The organism is Bacteroides timonensis (assembly GCF_000513195.1).
Lineage (GTDB): Bacteria > Bacteroidota > Bacteroidia > Bacteroidales > Bacteroidaceae > Bacteroides > Bacteroides timonensis.
In genome coordinates this window covers 60309-82483 of the sequence record NZ_CBVI010000048.1, presented here as the reverse complement: position 1 = coordinate 82483, position 22175 = coordinate 60309, and the positions used below count along the sequence as shown (strand labels likewise).

General features: G+C 42.3%; 15 protein-coding genes. 12 read left to right on the top strand and 3 right to left on the bottom strand.

Annotated elements, in window-relative coordinates; all coding sequences use genetic code 11:
- Nucleotides 1–26 precede the first annotated feature (26 nt).
- The 12 genes from BN161_RS10605 (at nt 27) to BN161_RS10550 (ending at nt 18099) form a co-directional block, all read left to right on the top strand.
- Nucleotides 27–1067: an asparaginase gene (locus tag BN161_RS10605; protein WP_044265867.1), complete on the top strand. Its 1041-nt coding sequence runs from the start codon at nt 27–29 to the stop codon at nt 1065–1067.
- Nucleotides 1068–1230: 163 nt separating this feature from the next.
- The gene (gene radA, locus BN161_RS10600) at nt 1231–2598 is read left to right on the top strand and encodes a DNA repair protein RadA (protein ID WP_044265780.1); all 1368 of its coding nucleotides are present in this window, start codon (nt 1231–1233) and stop codon (nt 2596–2598) included.
- 47 nt (nt 2599–2645) lie between these two features.
- Nucleotides 2646–3023 (top strand): GxxExxY protein, encoded by a 378-nt coding sequence (locus BN161_RS10595; protein ID WP_044265864.1) that lies wholly within the window; start codon nt 2646–2648, stop codon nt 3021–3023.
- A 48-nt stretch (nt 3024–3071) separates the two neighbouring features.
- Nucleotides 3072–4661 (top strand): NAD(P)/FAD-dependent oxidoreductase, encoded by a 1590-nt coding sequence (locus tag BN161_RS10590; RefSeq protein WP_044265777.1) that lies wholly within the window; start codon nt 3072–3074, stop codon nt 4659–4661.
- Nucleotides 4662–4951: 290 nt separating this feature from the next.
- A complete protein-coding gene (locus tag BN161_RS10585) occupies nt 4952–5533 on the top strand; it encodes an RNA polymerase sigma-70 factor (protein WP_044265775.1) in 582 nt (193 codons plus the stop codon).
- A gap of 116 nt (nt 5534–5649) precedes the next feature.
- Nucleotides 5650–6594, top strand: a complete 945-nt coding sequence (locus tag BN161_RS10580; protein ID WP_044265772.1) for a FecR family protein — start codon at nt 5650–5652, stop codon at nt 6592–6594.
- A gap of 150 nt (nt 6595–6744) precedes the next feature.
- A complete protein-coding gene (locus BN161_RS10575; protein WP_044265770.1) occupies nt 6745–10287 on the top strand; it encodes a SusC/RagA family TonB-linked outer membrane protein in 3543 nt (1180 codons plus the stop codon).
- Nucleotides 10288–10301: 14 nt separating this feature from the next.
- Nucleotides 10302–12242 carry a RagB/SusD family nutrient uptake outer membrane protein gene (locus tag BN161_RS10570; RefSeq protein ID WP_044265767.1) on the top strand — a complete coding sequence of 647 codons (1941 nt, stop codon included), beginning with the start codon at nt 10302–10304 and terminating at the stop codon, nt 12240–12242.
- Nucleotides 12243–12379: 137 nt separating this feature from the next.
- Entirely contained in the window at nt 12380–13504 is a 1125-nt protein-coding gene (locus BN161_RS10565) for a glycoside hydrolase family 88/105 protein (protein WP_044265764.1), read from the top strand.
- A gap of 12 nt (nt 13505–13516) precedes the next feature.
- Nucleotides 13517–14785, top strand: a complete 1269-nt coding sequence (locus BN161_RS10560) for a DUF2264 domain-containing protein (protein ID WP_044265761.1) — start codon at nt 13517–13519, stop codon at nt 14783–14785.
- Nucleotides 14786–14844: 59 nt separating this feature from the next.
- Entirely contained in the window at nt 14845–17415 is a 2571-nt protein-coding gene (locus BN161_RS10555; RefSeq protein ID WP_052356231.1) for a glycoside hydrolase family 2 TIM barrel-domain containing protein, read from the top strand.
- A gap of 429 nt (nt 17416–17844) precedes the next feature.
- The gene (locus BN161_RS10550; RefSeq protein WP_044265758.1) at nt 17845–18099 is read left to right on the top strand and encodes a hypothetical protein; all 255 of its coding nucleotides are present in this window, start codon (nt 17845–17847) and stop codon (nt 18097–18099) included.
- 145 nt (nt 18100–18244) lie between these two features.
- On the opposite strand, the gene BN161_RS10545 is transcribed toward BN161_RS10550, so the two are convergent.
- From BN161_RS10545 to BN161_RS10535, 3 genes are read right to left on the bottom strand one after another with little or no spacing between them, the layout of a single operon-like run.
- Nucleotides 18245–18748, bottom strand: coding sequence for a flavodoxin (locus BN161_RS10545; RefSeq protein ID WP_044265755.1), 504 nt, complete (start codon nt 18746–18748; stop codon nt 18245–18247).
- A gap of 17 nt (nt 18749–18765) precedes the next feature.
- A complete protein-coding gene (locus tag BN161_RS10540; protein WP_044265751.1) occupies nt 18766–20802 on the bottom strand; it encodes an alpha-ketoacid dehydrogenase subunit alpha/beta in 2037 nt (678 codons plus the stop codon).
- A gap of 18 nt (nt 20803–20820) precedes the next feature.
- A complete protein-coding gene (locus tag BN161_RS10535) occupies nt 20821–22155 on the bottom strand; it encodes a dihydrolipoamide acetyltransferase family protein (RefSeq protein ID WP_044265748.1) in 1335 nt (444 codons plus the stop codon).
- Between the last annotated feature and the right edge of the window lie 20 nt (nt 22156–22175).

The following is a 22175-nucleotide window of genomic DNA, read 5'->3' as shown; positions in this document are numbered from 1 at the left end:
CACTAAATTATCGTAAGAGAATGCGTATGAGTCCAAATATAACTTCCATTTTGCTAATCTATACCGGTGGAACCATCGGAATGATAGAAAACCCCGAAACGGGTGCTTTAGAGAATTTCAATCTCGAACAGCTGAAAAAGCACGTACCGGAGCTGCAAAATTTCACATTCCATATCGATACTTACCAGTTCGATCCTCCGATGGACTCTTCGGATATGGACCCGGAAGCTTGGCGCAAACTGGTGCATATCATTAGTGACCATTACGATAGATACACAGGTTTCGTGATCCTGCATGGCACGGATACGATGGCATATACCGCTTCCGCCCTCAGCTTTATGCTGGAAGGATTGAGCAAGCCTGTCATCCTCACCGGATCACAACTCCCTATCGGAGTACTCCGCACGGACGGAAAAGAAAATCTTCTTACCAGTCTTGAAATAGCCAGTGCACGTGATGCCAAAGGCAATCCACTTGTACCCGAAGTCTGCATCTTTTTTGAGAATCACCTGATGCGCGGCAATCGTACCATCAAGATGAATGCGGAGAACTTCAATGCATTCCGTTCATTCAATTATCCCGTATTGGCAGAAGCAGGTATCCATATTAAATATAATAATGTGCAAATCCGCTTTAAGGAAGTGGAACGGGAACTGAAGCCACATTACCTATTAGATACCAATGTTGCTGTCCTAAAGCTCTTTCCGGGTATTCAGGAGAATGTAGTATCGAGTATATTGGGCATTGAGGGATTGAAGGCTGTCGTGCTCGAAACTTACGGTTCGGGAAACGCTCCCCGCAAGGAGTGGTTCATACGCCGCTTGCGGAATGCTTGCGAGCAAGGGATAGTCATCGTCAACGTCACCCAGTGCAGTGCCGGGATCGTAGAGATGGAACGTTATGAAACGGGCTATCAGTTAATGCAGGCGGGAGTAGTTTGCGGATATGACAGTACGACGGAGTCTGCGGTTACTAAACTGATGTTTCTGTTGGGCCACGGTTATACGCCTGAGGAGGTACGAAAGAGAATGCGTACTCCAATGGCGGGAGAAATTACTACCATTTAAAAAGCAACCCGTTAGTGGCAAACAAGACTTTATCCTTGTGCCCGAAAGGGGACAAGAACTCTTACCAATCCATATACACTACCAGAATAAATCCCTTCTAAATCGGACAAGCGAACGGCTAAATTCGTATCTTTGACCATTCATTCAACAACAAGAGTCTCTTATGGCAAAAGATAAAACGGTTTATGTGTGCAGCAACTGCGGGCAAGATTCTCCAAAATGGGTAGGCAAATGTCCATCGTGCGGAGAATGGAACACATATGTGGAAGAAGTGATACGAAAGGAAGTCGTCAACAAACATCCGGTCTCCGGGATAGAGACAGAAAAGCAAAAACCTATTGTTCTTAGTGAAATAGAGGCGGATGATGAGCCGCGTATCGACCTGCACGATGAGGAACTGAACCGGGTATTGGGAGGCGGATTGGTTCCGGGATCTCTGGTACTGATTGGCGGTGAACCGGGAATTGGTAAATCGACTTTGGTACTACAAACTGTACTTCATATCCCTGAAAAGCGCGTTCTCTATGTATCGGGTGAAGAAAGTGCCCGCCAATTAAAATTGCGTGCCGACCGGTTATCGCACAATTCCAGTGATTGCCTTATTGTTTGCGAAACATCATTAGAGCAGATATTCGTACATATCAAGAACACCCGTCCGGAACTAGTAATCATTGATTCTATACAGACCATCTCTACAGAAAGCATAGAATCTTCCCCGGGAAGCATCGCACAAGTACGCGAATGCTCGGCAAGCATCCTGCGCTTTGCCAAAGAAACACATACACCGGTATTGCTTATCGGGCATATCAATAAGGAAGGCAGTATTGCCGGACCAAAAGTTCTGGAACATATCGTAGACACGGTGTTGCAGTTTGAGGGTGACCAGCATTATATGTATCGTATTCTGCGTAGTATCAAGAATCGTTTCGGCAGTACAGCGGAATTGGGTATTTATGAAATGCGTCAGGATGGATTACGGCAAGTCAGTAATCCGTCGGAGTTATTGTTGAGCCAGGATCATGAAGGGATGAGTGGTATAGCGATAGCTTCGGCTATAGAAGGGATACGCCCGTTCCTGATTGAGACACAGGCATTAGTGAGCAGTGCGGTATATGGTAATCCGCAACGTTCGGCCACCGGATTCGACCTTCGAAGGATGAATATGCTGCTGGCGGTACTGGAAAAACGGGTAGGCTTCAAGTTAGCGCAAAAGGATGTATTCCTAAATATTGCAGGAGGATTGAAGGTGAATGATCCGGCAATAGACCTGGCGGTTATCAGTGCCATACTTTCCAGCAATATGGATGCAGCCATCGAACCGGAAGTCTGCATGGCAGGAGAAATCGGATTGTCGGGAGAGATAAGACCTGTGAATCGCATAGAACAACGTATCGGTGAAGCGGAGAAACTGGGATTTAAACGAATTCTGCTTCCGAAATATAATCTGCAAGGAATTGATACGAATAAAATAAAGATAGAACTGATACCGGTGCGGAAGGTAGAGGAGGCGTTCAGGGTACTCTTCGGATGATTCACCACAGAGGACACAGAGGGCACAGAGGATTTAAAATATTATATATGGAAGAAGATATTAATATATTGACGGGGACAACATTAAAATATGCATTTGAAGTACATACTCAATTAGGCCCCGGATTATTGGAGAGCACATACGAAGCTTGCCTATTTTATGAGTTAAGTAAAGCTGATATAAAAGTAGAAAGGCAAAAGAAGTTGCCAATCATTTATAAAGGAATTACATTGGATACTGATTATAGAATTGATTTATTAATTGAAAAGAAATTAATATTAGAACTAAAAAGCGTTGAAAGCTTGCTGCCAGTTCACTCCGCTCAGCTTCTTACTTACATGAAGCTAAGCGGTCTGCAATATGGATTATTACTAAACTTCAATGTTCCAAGTCTAAAATACGGTATTAAACGTTTTATTTTATAACCCTAACCCTCTGTGACCTCTGTGTCCTCTGTGGTGAAAAAATAAATTATGATACAAGAATACCAACTGCGCGTGCTGCCCGAAGTAGCCGCCAATGAGCAACGATTGAAAGAGTACCTCGTACAGGAAAAAGGACTGAATATGCGGGATATCACTGCTACACGAATACTGAAGCGGAGCATTGATGCCCGTCAACGAACTATATTCGTAAACCTGAGCATACGGGTCTACCAGAACGAAATGCCAAAGGATGAGGAATTCCAGCATACTATATATAATAATGTGGAAGAAAAACCACAAGTCATCGTAGTAGGTGCCGGACCCGGTGGATTGTTTGCCGCACTAAAGCTCATTGAACTTGGACTACGTCCCATCATCGTGGAACGTGGAAAGGATGTGCGCGAACGTAAGAAAGACTTGGCACTCATCAGCCGGGAACACACAGTCAACCCGGAATCCAATTACAGCTTTGGTGAAGGTGGAGCCGGTGCTTATTCGGACGGGAAACTCTATACCCGCAGCAAAAAACGTGGAAATGTGGATAAGATATTGAATGTATTTTGTCAACATGGTGCTTCTACAGCCATACTGATAGATGCACATCCTCATATCGGTACGGATAAATTGCCACGTGTGATAGAGAATATGCGAAATACTATCCTCGAATGTGGCGGAGAAGTACACTTTGAAACACGCATGGATGCCTTGATTATAGAAGGCGATGAGATAAAAGGTATCGAAACCAATACAGGGCAGACTATCCTCGGTCCTGTGATTTTGGCAACTGGACATTCCGCACGGGATGTATATCGTTGGTTAGCGGACAATAATGTAGAAATTGAGGCAAAAGGCATTGCAGTAGGCGTACGTCTTGAACACCCTTCAGAACTAATCGACCAGATACAATATCACAATAAGAATGGACGAGGGAAATATCTGCCTGCCGCCGAATACAGTTTTGTGACACAGGTAGACGGACGAGGGGTATATAGTTTCTGTATGTGCCCGGGTGGTTTCGTTGTCCCCGCCGCCAGCGGTCCGCAACAGATTGTAGTAAATGGAATGAGTCCCAGTAACCGCGGATCGCGTTGGAGCAACTCGGGAATGGTAGTAGAACTGAGACCGGAAGACTTGGAGCAATTGACAATTCCAAGCCAGCAACAGCGCAATAGCGCAGCCAATTGTCAATTGAACATGATGTATTTTCAGGAGGCCTTAGAGGCCGCCTGCTGGCAGCAAGGCAATATGCGGCAAACAGCTCCTGCACAACGTATGTTGGACTTTACACGCAAAAAGCTGAGTTACGACCTTCCCGAAAGTTCATACGCTCCGGGATTAATATCTTCTCCGCTTCACTTCTGGATACCTTCGTTTCTGACAGAAAGGCTAAGTAAAGGTTTTCAGCAATTCGGACGATACAGCCATGGATTCCTCACAAACGAGGCCGTCATGATTGGTATAGAAACACGTACATCAGCTCCCGTACGAATCATAAGAGACAAGGATACATTACAGCACATCCGAATAAAAGGACTGTTCCCTTGCGGGGAAGGAGCCGGATATGCAGGCGGAATCGTATCGGCAGGCATCGACGGAGAACGATGTGCAGAAGCGGTAGCCAACTATTTCAATCCATAACAATTGTTTCCTTTCACGGTAACACTGTTTACCCCAAATGGTAACTTCATTTACACGCCGAGGTAAAAGCCGTTACATGTCGAGATAAAGAGCGTTACAATAAGGGGTAAAGGTCGTTACATCCTGCGGTAAACACTTTTACATAAGGGGGGGGGTGTGTCGGTAAATGCAGTTCACTGATAGCTAACGCATTAACAAAATATCATTATAAAAGCAAATGATTTTCCAACAGTGCATAAAGTTATATGGATGTTTATTGCTAACTTTGCTATACCTTTTTAAGGTACATAATGAAAAGCACAACTGACATACCAATGAGCAATGTTATCGTAAATTCTTTTAATGAGATATACACTTCTTATTACAAGAAGTCATTCTTCTTTGCCAAATCATATGTTCATGATAATTTGGCAGCAGAAGATATTGCTTCCGAATCGTTGATTAAATTATGGGAAAAATTAAAAACAGAGAAAATAGATTATATAGAACCGCTCCTACTTACCATATTAAAGAATAAAGCTTTGGACTATCTGAAACACGAAGAAGTCAAACGTACGGCTTTTGAATCTATGGCCGATTGGCAGCAACAGGAACTTTCTATTCGTATTTCTACTTTAGAGTCATGCGATCCCAATGAAATATTCTCGGATGAAGTAGAAAGTATCATCCGGGAAACATTGAAATCACTATCCGACCAAACCCGGCAGGCATTTCTACTAAGTCGGTTCGAAAACAAGTCCAATAAAGAAATTGCCGAACAGATGGGAATTTCCGTAAAAGGAGTGGAATATCATATATCAAAAGCATTAAAGGCATTACGGATAACCTTAAAAGATTATCTTCCTCTATTTTATTTCTTCTTCTATTATTAACTTCAGCCATGTATCTCTGCCTTTTTGAGAGCAAAAATGAAATAAATTCCATTTTTCCCAATTTTCTTTTAGGGTTGTTTCCACTTTAGTCGTTACTATATAAAATAACATAAAGTATGAATTCCGAATTACTCCAAAAATATATATCCGGCAATGCCACCGAAACCGAAAAGCAGCACGTCACCGAGTGGATGCAAGAAAGCTCGGAGAATATGCGTGAATATATGGCACAGCGCAAGCTACATGATATTGCCCTGTGGCGCACAGAACCTACAAAAGCAGAAAATAAGCAATTAAAAAAGAACTTTACATTGCGTACACTTTGGATAGAGACTGCAAAAATAGCAGCAATATTCGCAGTTATTCTATTAGGTACACACTATTGGTCCGAAAAGCAACAAGCAGAACAAAGTGAGTCACTACAATCCATACATGTACCCGCCGGACAACGAGCCGAACTAATATTGGCAGACGGTACTAAAGTATGGCTGAATTCGCTTAGTACGTTAACCTTTCCGGGACATTTCAATGGTGATATCCGGAATGTAAAGCTAAATGGTGAAGGTTACTTTGCTGTCACTAAAAATGAAAAACAACCTTTTATTGTAGAAACAAACAAATGTAATGTCAAGGTATTGGGTACAGAATTCAATGTCATGGCCTACGCAACGGATAGCATCTGGGAAACGGCCTTATTGGAAGGAGCTGTAGAAATCTTAATCCCAGGTACTACAATAAACGGAATGAAGTTGGAACCCAATACAATGGCAAGTCTGAAAGGAAACAAGCTAACAAAAGGACAAATTAAAGAACCTGACCACTTTTTGTGGCGTGAAGGTTTGATTTGTTTCAATAATGTCTCCGTCAAAGACATGCTGGAAAAGCTAAAGCTATATTATGGAGTTAGCATCATTGTCAACAATACCAAAATACTAAACAATCGTTATACAGGTAAATTCAGAACGGGAGATGGAGTAGAACATGTTTTGAGAGTCCTCAGACTGAATAATAAATTTACCTACAAAAAAGATGACGAGAAGAATGTAATCACTATTAATTAATCCTTTAAAATCATTTTGCCTATGAAGTAACACACTCGAATAACAAGAAATGGGACAGTGCTGCAACACCATCCCATGGGTAGTCAATTACGCATTGACAGTTTTCTTTAATAATCTTAAGTAAAAACCTAAAATTAGTAATGCAAATATATGAAAAATATTTTGTATCAGGAATCTATTGTAGAAATTAAACATTTATTCCATATTATGAAAATCACAGCCTTAGCCCTGTTTATATTTGCCGGGACGGCTTTTGCCACGGAATCTTATTCACAGGTAATGAAAGTGACTGTTGTGGCAGATAAAATATCAACAGGTAAAATAATTAATGAGATAGAAAAACAAACTGATTATTTGTTTGTATACAATGTGAACGAAGTTAACCTCAAACGTACTGTTCAAGTAAATGCAGAGAACAAATCGGTAGCTGAAGTTTTGAATACAGTGTTCGCAGGTACTGATATTTATTATGCCATGGAAGGTAAGAATATCATGCTGATGAGCAAAGCGAAGGATATAGCCCAACAGAGCAATAAAATAACAGGTATAATAAAGGACCAAGAGGGTGAGCCGATTATCGGTGCCAATATAACAGTGAAAGGTCAGTCAATAGGTACAATTACAGATATAGATGGACGATTCGTGCTAGAAGCTTCAGCTAATGCGATAATACAAATTTCTTATATCGGATATGTCTCACAAGAAGTAAACATAGAAAACAAAAAAAATCTCAATATCATTCTGAAAGAAGACACTGAGATGCTGGATGAAGTGGTGGTAATAGGATATGGCACCATGAAGAAAAAAGATCTGACCGGTGCTGTGTCTCAGGTCCGCCCCGCAGAACTTTCAAACGAGGCTCCCAAAACGGTACAAGATGTGCTGCGTGGAACAGCCGGACTACGTATAGGCTTCGATGGTTCGGCTAAAGGAGGCGGTTCCATGCAGGTACGTGGACAGCGTTCTGTCTATTCAGATGGAGGACACAACGACCCACTGATTATACTGGACGGCATGATCTTTTATGGTGAACTGTCTGAAATCAACCCTAACGACATCAGCCAGATTGATGTTTTGAAAGACGCTTCTTCAGCCGCTGTATATGGTGCCAAGGCTGCAAATGGCGTAGTTATCGTAACGACAAAAAAGGGTCGTTCTGAGAAGCCTGTTATCAACTTCAGCGCAAATGTAGGTTTCGTCACAATTGGCGATAACCGAAAAGTGTATGATGCAGACGGATACTTGAAATATCGCGAAGATTTTTACATAACAGACACTTATGGTGTAAATCCCCAAACAGGAAAATACGAAGCATATCAGACGGGCAATACGCCGTCAGGATATTACAATCGCCCCACTGAGGCTAATTTGAATAAGCATGGCATCACATTAGATGCCTGGAAAGCTCAAACCAAACAGGACGAATCTATGAGCATAGAGGAAATCTGGGGAAGACGTTTGGGACTGCAAGCCAGTGACATAACACTGAATAATTTTCTATTGGGACGAACCTTCGATTGGTATGACCACTCTTTCCACACGGGCTTGAACCAAGATTATAATGTCAGCGTTTCCGGGAACTCTAAAAAAGTAAATTATTACATCTCATTGGGCTATCTTTCAAACGAAGGTGTAGCAAGAGGTAATGAATATAGTGCAGTACGTTCAAATATCAAACTTGATACCCAAATAACCCCTTGGCTCAGTGTGGGTGCCAACATCAATTTTCAGAATCGTACGGATGGGGATATTGCAACCAACTGGGAAAGCCAAATATTGGATAACAGTCCATTTACTACACCATATGGCGACAACGGAGAGTTAGTACCCCACCCTATGGGAGAAAATGCTTATTGGAAAGGATATAATTTTGACTATGACCGCCAATATATGGATCTTGACCGTGGATACATGGTGCTTAACAGCATACTTAATTCAAAAGTGACATTACCTTTTGGCATTACATACCAATTCAATGTCGCACCCCGATACCAATACTATCACAACCGTTATTATCAATCGTCTCAGCATCCTGACTGGCAAGCCGAAACTCATAATCGCGTTACTCGCAATCAGGGCAAGCGGTTTGACTGGTCGCTTAACAACACCATTACCTGGGATTATACGTGGGCTAAAAAACATCACACGATCCTGACCTTAGTACAAGAAGCGGAAGAGCGGCAATCATGGGCAGACGAAATTATCGCCCGCAACATCTTGCCGTCAGAAGCTTTGGGATTGCACGGCACAGCCAATGGCGACAAGAATCTGAGTTCATTTAGCTCTACAGACACACGTGAAACAGCTTGTGGCTATTTAGCCCGCTTGTTTTATTCATACAATGATACTTATATGGCTACATTCTCCTTCAGGCGCGATGGCTATTCGGCATTCGGAACAACCAATCCTTACGCCAACTTCTTTTCCGGAGCATTAGCATGGACTTTCACTAATGAGAAATTCTGGGCCTGGAAACCATTAAGTTCAGGTAAGTTGCGCCTGTCATTTGGCCAGAATGGTAATCGCAGTTTAGCTGATTCGTATTTGGCATTAGCCAACCTATCTTTGGGCAAATATACACAGGGATACATAAATGCAGCCTCTGGCGCTTTGATGGACTTAAAATATCTTTTCGTGAGCCGACTGGCTAATCCTAATTTACAATGGGAAAAAACCACCTCTTGGAACATCGGTCTCGATTTGGGATTTTTGAATAATCGCATCAATGCAAGTTTGGAATACTACGTGATGCCTACTACCGATATGATTATGAACCAGTCTTTGCCCAGCTTCACAGGATTCAATTCTATTACCACCAATCTAGGTAGAATTGAGAACCGTGGCTTTGAATTATCAATCAATTCGCGTAACATTGAAAAAGAGAACTTTAAATGGGAAACAGGGTTTACCCTGTCTGTCAATAAAAACACTATCAAGAAACTTTATGGGGAGTCTGAAACAATTATAGATGCGGCAGGAAACACAACGACCAAAGAGCGCGACGATGTAACCAACGGTTGGTTCATCGGACATCCTGTCAGTGCTATTTGGGATTATAAGGTTACTGGCATTTGGCAAAAGGACGAAGTAGAAGAGGCAGCCAAATATGGTCAGCGCCCAGGTGACCCGAAAGTGCAAAATATCTATACAGCCGATGACAAAGTAAATGCTGATGGAAGTGTGACTCCGGTTTACAACAATAAAGACAAGCAATTTATGGGTGAAACCACGCCTCCTGTACATTGGTCACTGAGAAATAACTTCACTATTTATAAGAATTGGAGTTTTTCATTCAATATGTATTCATATATGGGGCACAAAAGCCTTGATACCAACTATCTCAACAATGATAACAGCTATTCACAGATAACAAATTGCCGAAATGTATACACCAAGAAATACTGGACTGTGGACAATCCGACTAATACCTATGCACGGCTAAGCGCACAGGGCCCTACCGGCATATCTGCTCCTGCACGCGTTATCGACCGTTCATTTATTCGTTTGGAAAATATCTCAGTAGCTTATAACATACCCCAGGAATTTCTTGAGAAATATAAGATTCTGAATGCCAAAGTATTTGCTACTGTCCGCAACGTAGCAACTTGGAGCAAAGAATGGGAATATGGTGATCCTGAAACCGGCGGTTTAGCCCCACGCACTTATTCACTCGGAATTAACTTAACATTTTAAAAGTATAACGAATTATGAAAAACTATATAAACATATTTAGGATATTAATTGGAATTGTTTGTATTCAATTATCCTCTGTGAGTTGCTCTGACGACTTCCTGAAACCTGATCCGCTTTCACTTTATGAACCTTCGGTAACATTCAGCACAGTAGAAGGGCTCAATTCAGCTTTGGCTTCGGCAGATAAAGCATTACGTGCCTATTGGACTAACACGGAAGCTTGCGACCTGATGCTTCCCTTAATGAGCGAATATTTATTTTCAGACCTAGCTGTAGCATCCAAAACAGATGATGCTCTTATATTCAGTGATATTAACGAACGCTTCACTCCCAATAATGGTTGGTATAACTTCGACCAGAATCGCCTTGTCATCTTTTGGGGAGAGACCTACAATGGCATTAAATACGCCAACACAATCATCAGTTACATTGACAAGGTTGAAGGACTGGATGAAACAACCAAAAGCGAATATTTAGGCCGAGCTTATTTTCACCGTGCATACCGATACTTGAATCTTTGTTTCCAGTTTGGCGATATACCTTTTGTTTCTAAAATCATTGACAAGCCTAAACAAAACTATAAAAGCACAAAGCGTGAGGCCATCATCAAGAAACTGGTACAGGATATGGAATTTGCAGTGCAGCATGTGCCCGAACAGAAGGATATGACTTATATTGGCATGATTAATAAGGGGGCATGCCGACAGTTGCTGATTAAGTGCTATTTGGCTAATGGGGAGTTTCAGAAAGCCAAAGAACAAGCTGATATACTGATAGACAAGTCAGGTTATGCATTAATGACAGAAACTTTCGGTACCTTCTCAACCCCCAATCCAGCTACTTGGAACATTACAAACAATGTGATCTGGAACTTACACCAAGGCAACAACAAGACCATTGCCGCCAATACGGAAGCTATATTGGTAATGCCCAATCGCTACGGGTCCGACTCCGGTATTCGTACACGTACAATGCGTAACATGGTGCCTTGGTGGAATTCGAACTCCATTTCTACTCCTGATAATAAGCTGGCAGTAGATCGTTTTGCCTTGACAAATGCTTCTTATGACGCCACATTAGACTATAACAGGGCTCTCGGACGCGGTGTGGGGGTTGTGCGCCCCACCTATTTTGCCGAGAATTCATTGTGGTATCTGAATAATACACATGATGACGGTGATCTGAGGCATAACTCTCAAGTGGGCAACTGGGTACATATGGAAGATATCAAATACAACAATCCGAACTCAGCATACTATGGCCAGAACCTAAGCTATATCCACATCAATGAAAAAGGAGAAAAACAGATTCTTTGTAGTGACACCATACGTACTTGGTTTGACTGGCCACACTACAAAACATGGTCAGAATCTCCCGAAGATGAAGCTGCTAACCTTAATAATTATCAGGGTAGCGGATACGCTGATTTTTATTTGTACCGATTGGCCGAAACTTATCTGCTACGTGCAGAAGCTAATTACTACTTGGGCAATATTGAAGAAGCTACGGCAGACGTCAATGCCATCCGCAAACGTGCAAAATGCAAAATCCTCTATTCCAAAGTTGATATAGATAACATTGTGGATGAACGTGCTCGCGAACTTTATATGGAAGAATGGAGATTTACTGAACTAAGCCGCATTTCGTATTCCTTGGCCTTGAGTGGGAAACCTGACAACGAAGGAAAGACTTATGATATAAATAAACTTCATGAAGACAGTTTTTGGTGGCATCGCATCTGCAAGTACAACAATTATTATAATAAGCCCGATGCTCCAATAGTAAAAGGGCGTAAATACACTATGGGACGCCACAATATCAACTGGCCCATACCACAAAGCGCCATTGATGCAAATTTATTAGGTGAACTGAGTCAGAATCCTGGTTATGATGGCTATAACCCATCAGTTGAGAAATGGAAAACTTGGGAAGAAGCTGTTGCCGATGAGCAATAATCTGCATAGAAAAATGAATTGGTGCAAGCTCTATTAATAAAGATATAATCGTCAATAGAATTGCATCAATTCATTTTTTAAGTGTAGCTTTTTATGAGATAAGTCTACTATACTATTAATCAACCATTAACCGAAATATGCATTACATAAAATATATATTAGGAATTCTTATATTATTAGTTGCTTCATGCAACAATAAGAAAGAAAGTACTGAAACCGCAGAAGAAGTGTTGGAGATTATCCATCGAGTAAATCAGCAATATCAATCTACCCACAAAGCACAAGTCCGCTCATTTTGGGATGACGCCGTTTATCATACCGGAAATATGGAAGTTTATGCGCTGACCGGAAATAAAAGCTATATGCAATATTCCATTGATTGGGCTGAATACAATCAATGGAAAGGTGCTACTGGCAACAATAAGTCAGAATGGCTAAGCACTTATGGTGAAACACCGGAATATGTGCTTTTTGGAGATTGGCAAATCTGCTTTCAGACCTACGCGGATCTATATAAACTTAATGCAGACACAATGAAAATAGCCCGTGCCCGAGAAGTGATGGAATATCAAATGTCTACACTTAAACTTGATTACTGGCATTGGGTAGATGCCCTTTACATGGTAATGCCAGTCATGGTGAAGATGTATGACATAACACAGAATCCATTGTATCTGGAAAAGTTGTATCAATATTTAGCAACTACAGATAGTATAATGTATGACACCGAAGCCGGACTTTACTATCGGGATGCCAAATATTTATATCCAGTTCATCAGACAATTAATGGTAAAAAGGATTTTTGGGCACGTGGAAATGGATGGGCATTCGCTGCATTAGCTAAAGTATTGAAACAATTGCCGACTAACGACAAATACCGCCCAGAATATATTGCTCGATACCAAGCCATGGCTGAAGCTTTGGCTACCTGCCAGCAACCCGAAGGATATTGGACACGCAGCCTTATTGATCCTGACCAAGCGCCGGGAGCTGAGACAAGCGGAACAGCCCTTTTTACCTACAGTTATCTGTGGGGAATTAATAATGGACTACTTGATGCGAACACCTATTTACCAATAGCAGAAAAATCATGGAAATACCTAAAAACTGTGGCATTACAAGCTGATGGAAAGATAGGATATATTCAACCTATCGGCGAAAAGGCCATCCCTGGACAAATAGTTGATGCAGATTCATATTACAATTTTGGAGTGGGAGTGTTTTTGCTCACCGCTTGCGAACGGGTACGATTTTTAAAATAAAAAAATAATTAGATGAATAAGATTACTTTATATTTGTTTACAATATTATTTTTATTTTCTTCTGCCGACTTATGTGCTAAACAGAAGAAAAAAGGGAAAGAAATATCAGATCGTGAGATGTGGTATAAAATCATGTATCGAATGGCAGCGCCAGTATTAAGCAATATGAGTGAAGGAAAGTTGCAGGAGAATATGCAGCTTGAACTTAGCCCTACTTGGGACGGACGCGATAAACGTGTCTCTTATATGGAATGTTTTGGCCGCCTGATGGCCGGAGTTGCACCCTGGCTTTCGTTGCCCGATGATGATTCAGCAGAAAGCAGGCAAAGAAAGCAATTAAGGATTTGGGCTTTAAAGAGTTATAAAAATGCTGTTGACCCGTCATCTCCAGACTATTTACTATGGAGTGAAAATTTTCAGACCTTAGTTGATGCTGCTTATATTGCAGAAAGCTTTATCCGTGGTTATGATTCACTTTGGATGCCACTTGACAATATCACTAAAGAACGCTATATAACCCAGTTTATTTCCTTGCGGCGTATCAATCCCCTGTACACCAATTGGTTACTCTTCACTTCAACCATAGAAGCTTTTCTTCACAAAGTGGAAGGAAAAGCCGACTACTACCGTATTGACTCTGCTTTGCGCAAAGTTTCAGAATGGTACATTGGCGATGGATGGTATTCGGATGGGCCTTCGTTTGCATTCGACTATTATAATAGTTTTGTCATTCACCCTATGCTATTCGAATGCATGGAAGTACTTACCAATGGCGGAAAAATTAAACGGGAATGGGCAGGGACCACATTTTTGCATGCCACCAAGCGTATGCAGCGTTACAGTGTAATTTTGGAACATCTTATATCTCCTGAAGGTACATTTCCTGTATTTGGGCGCTCCATCACTTATCGAACCGGCGTACTCCAACCTTTAGCCTTGGTAGCTTGGAAAGAGCTATTGCCTAAAGAGCTCAGTAATGGTCAAGTAAGAGCGGCAATGACTGCTGTTATCCAACGAATGTTTGCCGATGAACGAAATTTCAATGAAAATGGATTTCTGACGCTTGGCTTCAACGGCAAGCAACCCGATACTGCCAATGTATATACTAATAATGGAAGCCTTTATTTAGCGTCATTGGCATTCTTGCCATTAGGGCTGCCGGCTGATCATTCATTCTGGACAGCACCAGCTGAATCATGGACATCAAAGAAGGCTTGGGAAGGTGAGGATTTCCCTAAAGATCATACATATTATGAGAAGTTCCACATGAACTATCAATAAAAGAATTTATGAAATTGACCAAAAGCCAAAATTCAAACAATAATAATAATGAAAAGATTATGATAAATAGAATTCTGCTCAAAATAGGAGTGCTTGCCGCAATAACAATGCTTGCCACTGCCACTTTGCAAGCGCAAAGGGAAATGAAAACCATCAATGACAATTGGGAATTCCGTAAACCTATGGACGAGAAATGGGAGTCAGTCAATCTTCCCCATACCTTTAACCAAGATGCCTACAAACAACGGAACTACTACCAGGGAGAAGGACTTTACAGGCGTACACTTGTTTTACCTGACATAGTGAAAGGACGTCGTTATTATCTGAAGGTAGATGCGGCCAGCAAAGCAGCTACGGTTAGTGTGAACGGTAATAAAGCAGGCTGTCATGCAGGTGGATATAACGCCTTCACGATGGATATCACCAATTACATTCAAAAAGAGAATACGATTGAAATCACAGTGGACAATTCAAGGAAAGACATTACGCCGATATCAGCCGATTTTACATTCTGGGGAGGTATCTATAGAGACGTGTGGCTCATCTCGACTCCAGAACAACACTTCAATATGACCAATATGGGCTCTGATGGTATCTTCATCAATGCTTCAATTACTAACAAGCAAAGCGGTGTACTGAAAGTGCGTAGCGAAGTGAGTAATGACGCTCTGAAAACCACAACTCTGGAAGTTAAAAATGCAATCTACAGTCCGGAGGGAGAACTGCTACAAACCATCAATCGAAAGTTAAAATTAAAGGCCGGTGAAACGCGCACTGTCGAATGTATATCGGATGATATTCAAAATCCAAGCCTGTGGACTCCTGAGACACCGTCACTTTATCTGATAAAGACAATATTGACAGACTTAAAAACGGGCAAACTGCTGGACGAGAAAATACATAAAACAGGCTTTCGATGGTTTGCCTTTGATGGCAATAAAGGCTTTAGCCTCAACGGAAAGCCATACAAATTGCGAGGGTTCAATCGACATCAGGATCAAGCCCCGGTGGGCGTAGCATTAGATGACGAAGCACATCGTCGAGACATCGCCTTAATGAAAGAGTTAGGATGCAATTTTATTCGAATTTCACACTATCCGCAAGACGATACTGTTTTAGAGATGTGCGATGAATTAGGATTATTGGCATGGGAAGAAATTCCTATTATAAATATAGTGCCCGACACACCGGGATATGATGATAATTGCGAACAAAATCTGCGCGAAATGATACGTCAACACTACAACCATCCATCTGTTATCGCTTGGGGATATATGAATGAAATACTCTTGACAACACCTGCGGTTGACAAACCCGAATGGCCGGCTTGCAAAGAACGCACCGTTGCGTTGGCCCAACGTTTGGAAACAGTTCTCAAAGAAGAAGACCCCAGCAGAGTAAGTGTGATGGCTTTCAATATGACAAACCTCTACAACGAAATAGGTCTAAACTTAGAAGATGTTGTTGGGTGGAATCTTTATCACGGTTGGTATGTGGGTGAACTAAAAGACTTCAATGCTTGGTGTGAGGACCAACATCGTCGTTATCCAAACCAACCGATAATAATCAGCGAGTGGGGTGCAGGAAGTGACAAACGATTGCATACCACCAATGGACGTGCATTTGATTTCAGCATTGAATATCAACAAACTTACATTGAGCATTATCTTCCATTCATTGAAGAAACGGAATGGATAAGCGGATGCGCATATTGGAACTTTATTGATTTCAACGTGGCAGCGCGTCAGGAATCCATGCCAAGAGTAAACAATAAAGGAGTGGCCTACAACAATCGTACCTTGAAGGATGTGGCTTATTATTTTAAAGCTTTATGGCGCAAAGATGTTCCGATATTAAGAATAGCCAGTCAAGACTGGGACACTCGTGTGGGAGAAACAAACAAGTCACAGGCCATCAAAATTTATTCAAATATGCCGGAAGTAGAGTTGTTTGTTAACGGGCAGTCCGTAGGAAGCCAAAAGATATTCAATTGCCATACCATTTTCAATGTGCTACTGCCCAAAGGCGAATCAACTATTTTAGTGCAAGGTGTGAATGACGGAAAGACAGTTCAGGATGCTATGAAAATATGTTTTCAACCATTCCCTAATATTGCTGCTGGAGATGAATTGGCTATCAATGTAGGAAGTAACTGTTTTTATACTTCAGATATAAGTAGTCTTACCTGGCTTCCCGACCAGCCCTATACTTCTGGTAATTGGGGATATATAGATGGAGAAGAACACAGTACTACCTCAGAGATACACAATACTGTGGACGGACCATTGTATCAAACATGGCGTGAGGGTAACTTTGCGTACAAGATTGATGCGCCTCAGGGAGATTATGAAATAGAATTGCTCATGGCTGATGTCACTAAGCCTGCAACTCAGTTAGCTAATCTTTTGGGTAAGAGCAGTGGAGAAAAACATTCTGGAGAAACGTACTTCAATATTTCTATTTGCGGGAAACAAGTCGAAACAAATTTCTCACCAGTCGACTATGGACACTATCGCACAGCTTTTAAACGTCGTTATATAGTACAAAACAATGATAATTGTATAACAATTAACTTGAATACCATAAAAGGAAAAGCCTTTTTATCAGGTATTAAGGTGAGACGACTTTGACTATAGGAGATTCCAATCAACGAAAGCCTCAAAACCGATAAACCTGAAACAAATAGTTTTCATCTAAATTGATTATTCAACCTGATAACCGTCAATAATGTGATCTGCATGGGAACACAGCTTCGGTTGATACCGGATATCGATTGCTCAAGTTAACTAAACGACATTAATTAAGAATTGTTTGATAAGGATGAGGCTGTCTCAAAATAGTTTTTGAGCTCAGCCTCTTTTGGTTTAAGGGGTACACATCACTATTATGAGTTAAAATTATGATCGAGAACTGCACGGAGATTTAAAACTCGTATTGGATTCGGTCAAACCTTGGAAGCCCCCTCCGTACGCATCCGTTTCGAAGAATCCGTAAGTGGCACCTGTAGCTAGAATGATGGCGGCAAACGGAGAAAGAGATATCCTACAAACAACCATGCCATGCGTGATATGAAAGATTTCAATCTGGACTGGACACATAATGCCGCAAGACTGGATGATTTTGTTCCCAAAGGTAAAAATGATATCCACAAAGACTTCGGTGATTACTGTTATCCCAGTTTCCGGCACAGCTTTTGTCATGGATGGGCCTCCGGACCTACCCCCAGGATGACACAGTACATTTTAGATGTCAAGATAGTGAATGCAGGCTGTAAGACTCTTCGCATTACTCCCCATCTTGGCGATTTGGAATAGGCGGAAAGGACCTTCCCTATTCCATTCGGTGTAGTCTATATCAAGCATGTTAAAGGAACTAATGGAAAAATCTGCAATCAAAGTTCCTGATGGAATCAAAGTAATATAAAATAAGGGGGCCCTCTAACGAGCCCCTCATGTTATTTCAGAATTCCTTCTTCAACTGTTCACACCAGTCCGCTATCCGTTTATCCGTCAGCTTCGACTGGTTCTCTATATCAATCACCAGTCCACACCATTTACCATCCCTCAAAGCTCTTGACCGGTTAAATGAATAACCTTCGGCAGACGTAAATCCGACAAGGACAGCCCCTGCCTTTTCAAAGACATCAGCCAGTATTCCCAGACCGTCAACAAAATTATCGGGATAACCGATTTGGTCACCAAGTCCGAAGAGAGCAACTTTCTTACCTTTCAGATCGAGGCTTTCTATCTCCGGTATCATTTCGTCCCAATAGGTAGGCAATTCACCGTCGAACCAGGTGGAGGCACCTACTATCAGTTTATCATAAGCCTGAAAATCATTTTGCCAAGCCTTTTCTATTATAATCATTTCTACTTCTTTGTGTCCAAGCTTCTCACGTATCTTCTCTGCGATATGAGAAGTCTTGGCAGCATTCATTGCATAAAATAATCCTATCTCTTTCATAATAACTTATTATTAAATTAATATTCCAACAGCTTCTTGGCTGCTTCATAAATTCTATCTGCACCCGGCAAAATAGCACGTTCCAGTATCGGATTAAAACCTACAGGAGTAAAGGTAGAACCTACACGCTGCACCGGTGCATCCAAGTAACGGAACAAGTCTGTACCAATACTGGCTACTATCTCACCACCGAAGCCACCAAATACTTTATCTTCATGAACAATCAGGGCTTTACTGGTCTTCTTCACAGACTCATAAATGGTTTCTTTATCCAACGGTATCAAAGAACGGATATCAATCACTTCCACACTCCAGCCAGCTTCTTTTTCCAAACGTTCGGCAACATTCAAGCAGAAATGCGTTGTGTTACCATAGGTTATAATACTCAGATCACTGCCCTCACGACGAACGCGCGCTTTCCCAAAAGGAACTTCAAAATCATCAGGGACGATGGTGGCTGCTTCTACGGAATTATATAATGATTTCGGTTCAATAAACAGCGTAAACCCACGGGAACGTATACTTGTACGGAGCAGTCCGGCAGCATCATCGGCAAAGGATGGACAAACAATCCGCGCTCCGGGCAAAGTAGCCAAAGCGCCCTCCAGATTTTGCGAGTGATAGAGTCCGCCACCGATATAACCACCGGAAGCCAGACGTAAAGTTACATTAGGAACGAACTGTCCGTTGCTACGCCAATATTCATGGGTACATTCCACATATTGTTCTACGGCAGGCCAGAAATAGTCGGCAAACTCTGCCCCCTCTATCACTACCCGGATTTTAGGATCAAAACGGCTCATACCATTTGCTGTGCCGACAATATAATCTTCGGCAATAGGTGCACTGAACACACGAGCTTCACCGAATTCCTGTTGCATGCCTTTGGTCACATTGAACACTCCTCCTTTATCCCGATTGGCAACATCCTGCCCCCAGATAAAGGTGTTAGGATTATGGCGGAACTCTGCCTTCAGCGTTTCATTGATGGCAGTTACAAAGAATTTCTTCTCTCCTTCTGTCTCACGATGTGTCCCATCTTTATATTTTTCCGGTTCGTAAGGTTCCGGCAATACATAGTCGAAAATGGTTTTAGGATCAGGATCGGGAGCTGTCAGCGCCTTACGATTGGCAGCAGCCAGGTCTTTCTTTGCTTTCTCCTCTATTTCTTTCAGCTCTTCTTCGGTGAGACGCTTGTAACGCAACAGCATCCGGCGGAACTTCAGCAGCGGATCAGCCTCTTTCACATAAGCCAGTTCATTTTCATCCCTGTACAAAGTATCTTTGTCAGAGTTGGAATGGGAACCGATACGGACACAATTGGCATGTACGATTACCGGATTCCGGTTCAACAATGCATACTCACGGGCCTCGGTCATGGCATTCATGGAGTCGAACACATCTTTTCCATTACAATGGATAATCTTCAGATTCTTGAATCCGGAGAAGTTATCCGCCACTTTACGGGCTGCCGTCTGGTCTTTCTTCGGAACAGATATACCATATCCATTATCCTGCCATACAAAAATAACGGGCAGGCGTTCAAGGCTGGCACCATTGACAGCTTCGTAGACAAAGCCTTCGGATGAGGCAGATTCGCCGTGTGAAGTAATAACGACTCCTTTATGGTCATAATATACCATTGCACGTGCCACACCGGCTGCATGAAGATCATGCGTACCTGTAGCCGAGGATATATTCTCGATATGCCATTCGGGTTTGGCAAAATGATTGGACATATGGCGTCCGCCACTTCCCGGATCAGTAGCTTTGGAGATGCCATTCAGTATAAGTTCTTCTGCCGTCATTCCGGCGGAAAGGGCAGTCAACATATCACGGTAGTAAGGGAAAAGAAAGTCTTCTCCTTTGGTAAATACCTGTCCGATGGCCAACTGGATCCCGTCATGTCCGGCATACGGAGCGTGAAAGGACCAGCCAAGGGACTGCAACAGGTAAGCGGGCGCCTTTTCATCGAGCGCACGCCCCAGCGTCATCAGGTAATACCATTTCTTCAGCAGTTCCACATCTGTGGTTTTTATATTGTACTTTTTCATACTTATCAAGGTATTAAGTTATTCTTTCCAGTTTTCCAGATAATCTTTAATAAAATAGAGGAAGTTGCCACCTAATGAACCATCCACGACTCTATGGTCATAAGAAAGGGACAGATACATCTTATGACGGATGGCAATCACATCCCCTTCCGGGGTCTCTATTACGGCAGGCTTCTTCTCGATGTATCCTACTCCCAGTATAGCCACCTGAGGCTGATTGATGATAGGTGTACCGAACAAAGACTTGAATGTACCGAAGTTCGTAATCGTAAAAGTGCCACCGGAAATATCATCGGGCATCAGCTTATTATCACGAGCCTTGAGTGCCAGTGAATCAATGGCTACGGCAAGTCCGTTCAGGTTCAGACGATCGGCATCACGAACCACCGGAACAATCAGATTGCCATCATTCAGAGAAACGGCAATACCGACATTGATATGTTTCTTGAACAAGATATTATATCCCTCTACCGATACATTCACTTGCGGGTAAGCAGCCAGCGCCTTCGCCACAGCTTCTGTGATGGCAGGCATATACGTAAGTTTCACTCCCTCACGACGTAAGAAAGCGTCTTTATTCTTATCACGCCACTTCACAAGTTTCGTTACATCTACTTCCACAATATTGGTTACGTGCGGGGAAGTATGTTTAGACATTACCATGTGGTCGGCTATCACCTTACGTACACGATCCATCTCTTTTACTTCAACACCTTCTGCTGAGAATGTGCCGGAAGCAGGTGTAGTACGTTGTACTTCAGGAGTTGCAGCAGGTTTAGCAGACGACTGGGCAGGTGCTGTAGCTACCGGTTGCGGTGCAACGCTTGCAACAGGTTGCGGACTTGGCTTAACAGCAGGTTGCGCCGTGGTGGTACCACCACTTTGTTTCCGGACAATGTAACTCTTGATGTCCTTCTTGCTCACCCGGCCCTGATATCCGGTACCCGAAATAGTATCCAGTTCTTTAGGCTGAATGCCGGCCTCACGAGCCAACTGAAGAACTACAGGCGAATACCAACGTTCTTCTTCCGATTTTACAGCCTTGATTTGAGGAGTTTCCTCAGAGGCAGTCTTAGAAACAACCGCAACACCCTCATCCTCGGAGTTTTCACCTCCTATATCGACAATAGCCACCACCGTACCCACAGCTACGGTATCTCCTTCCTTAAATAAAATTTCCACGACTTTACCTTCTACCGGAGATGGTATTTCGGCACTAACCTTAGCGGTATTTACTTCAAACAACACATCATCTTCCTTAATGATGTCTCCTACTTGTACCGACCATGAGATGATGGTACCTTCGGTTATACTTTCACCCAATTTGGGCATCTTTATTTCAAATCTTGACATATAGTTAAGTTTTAGGTTCT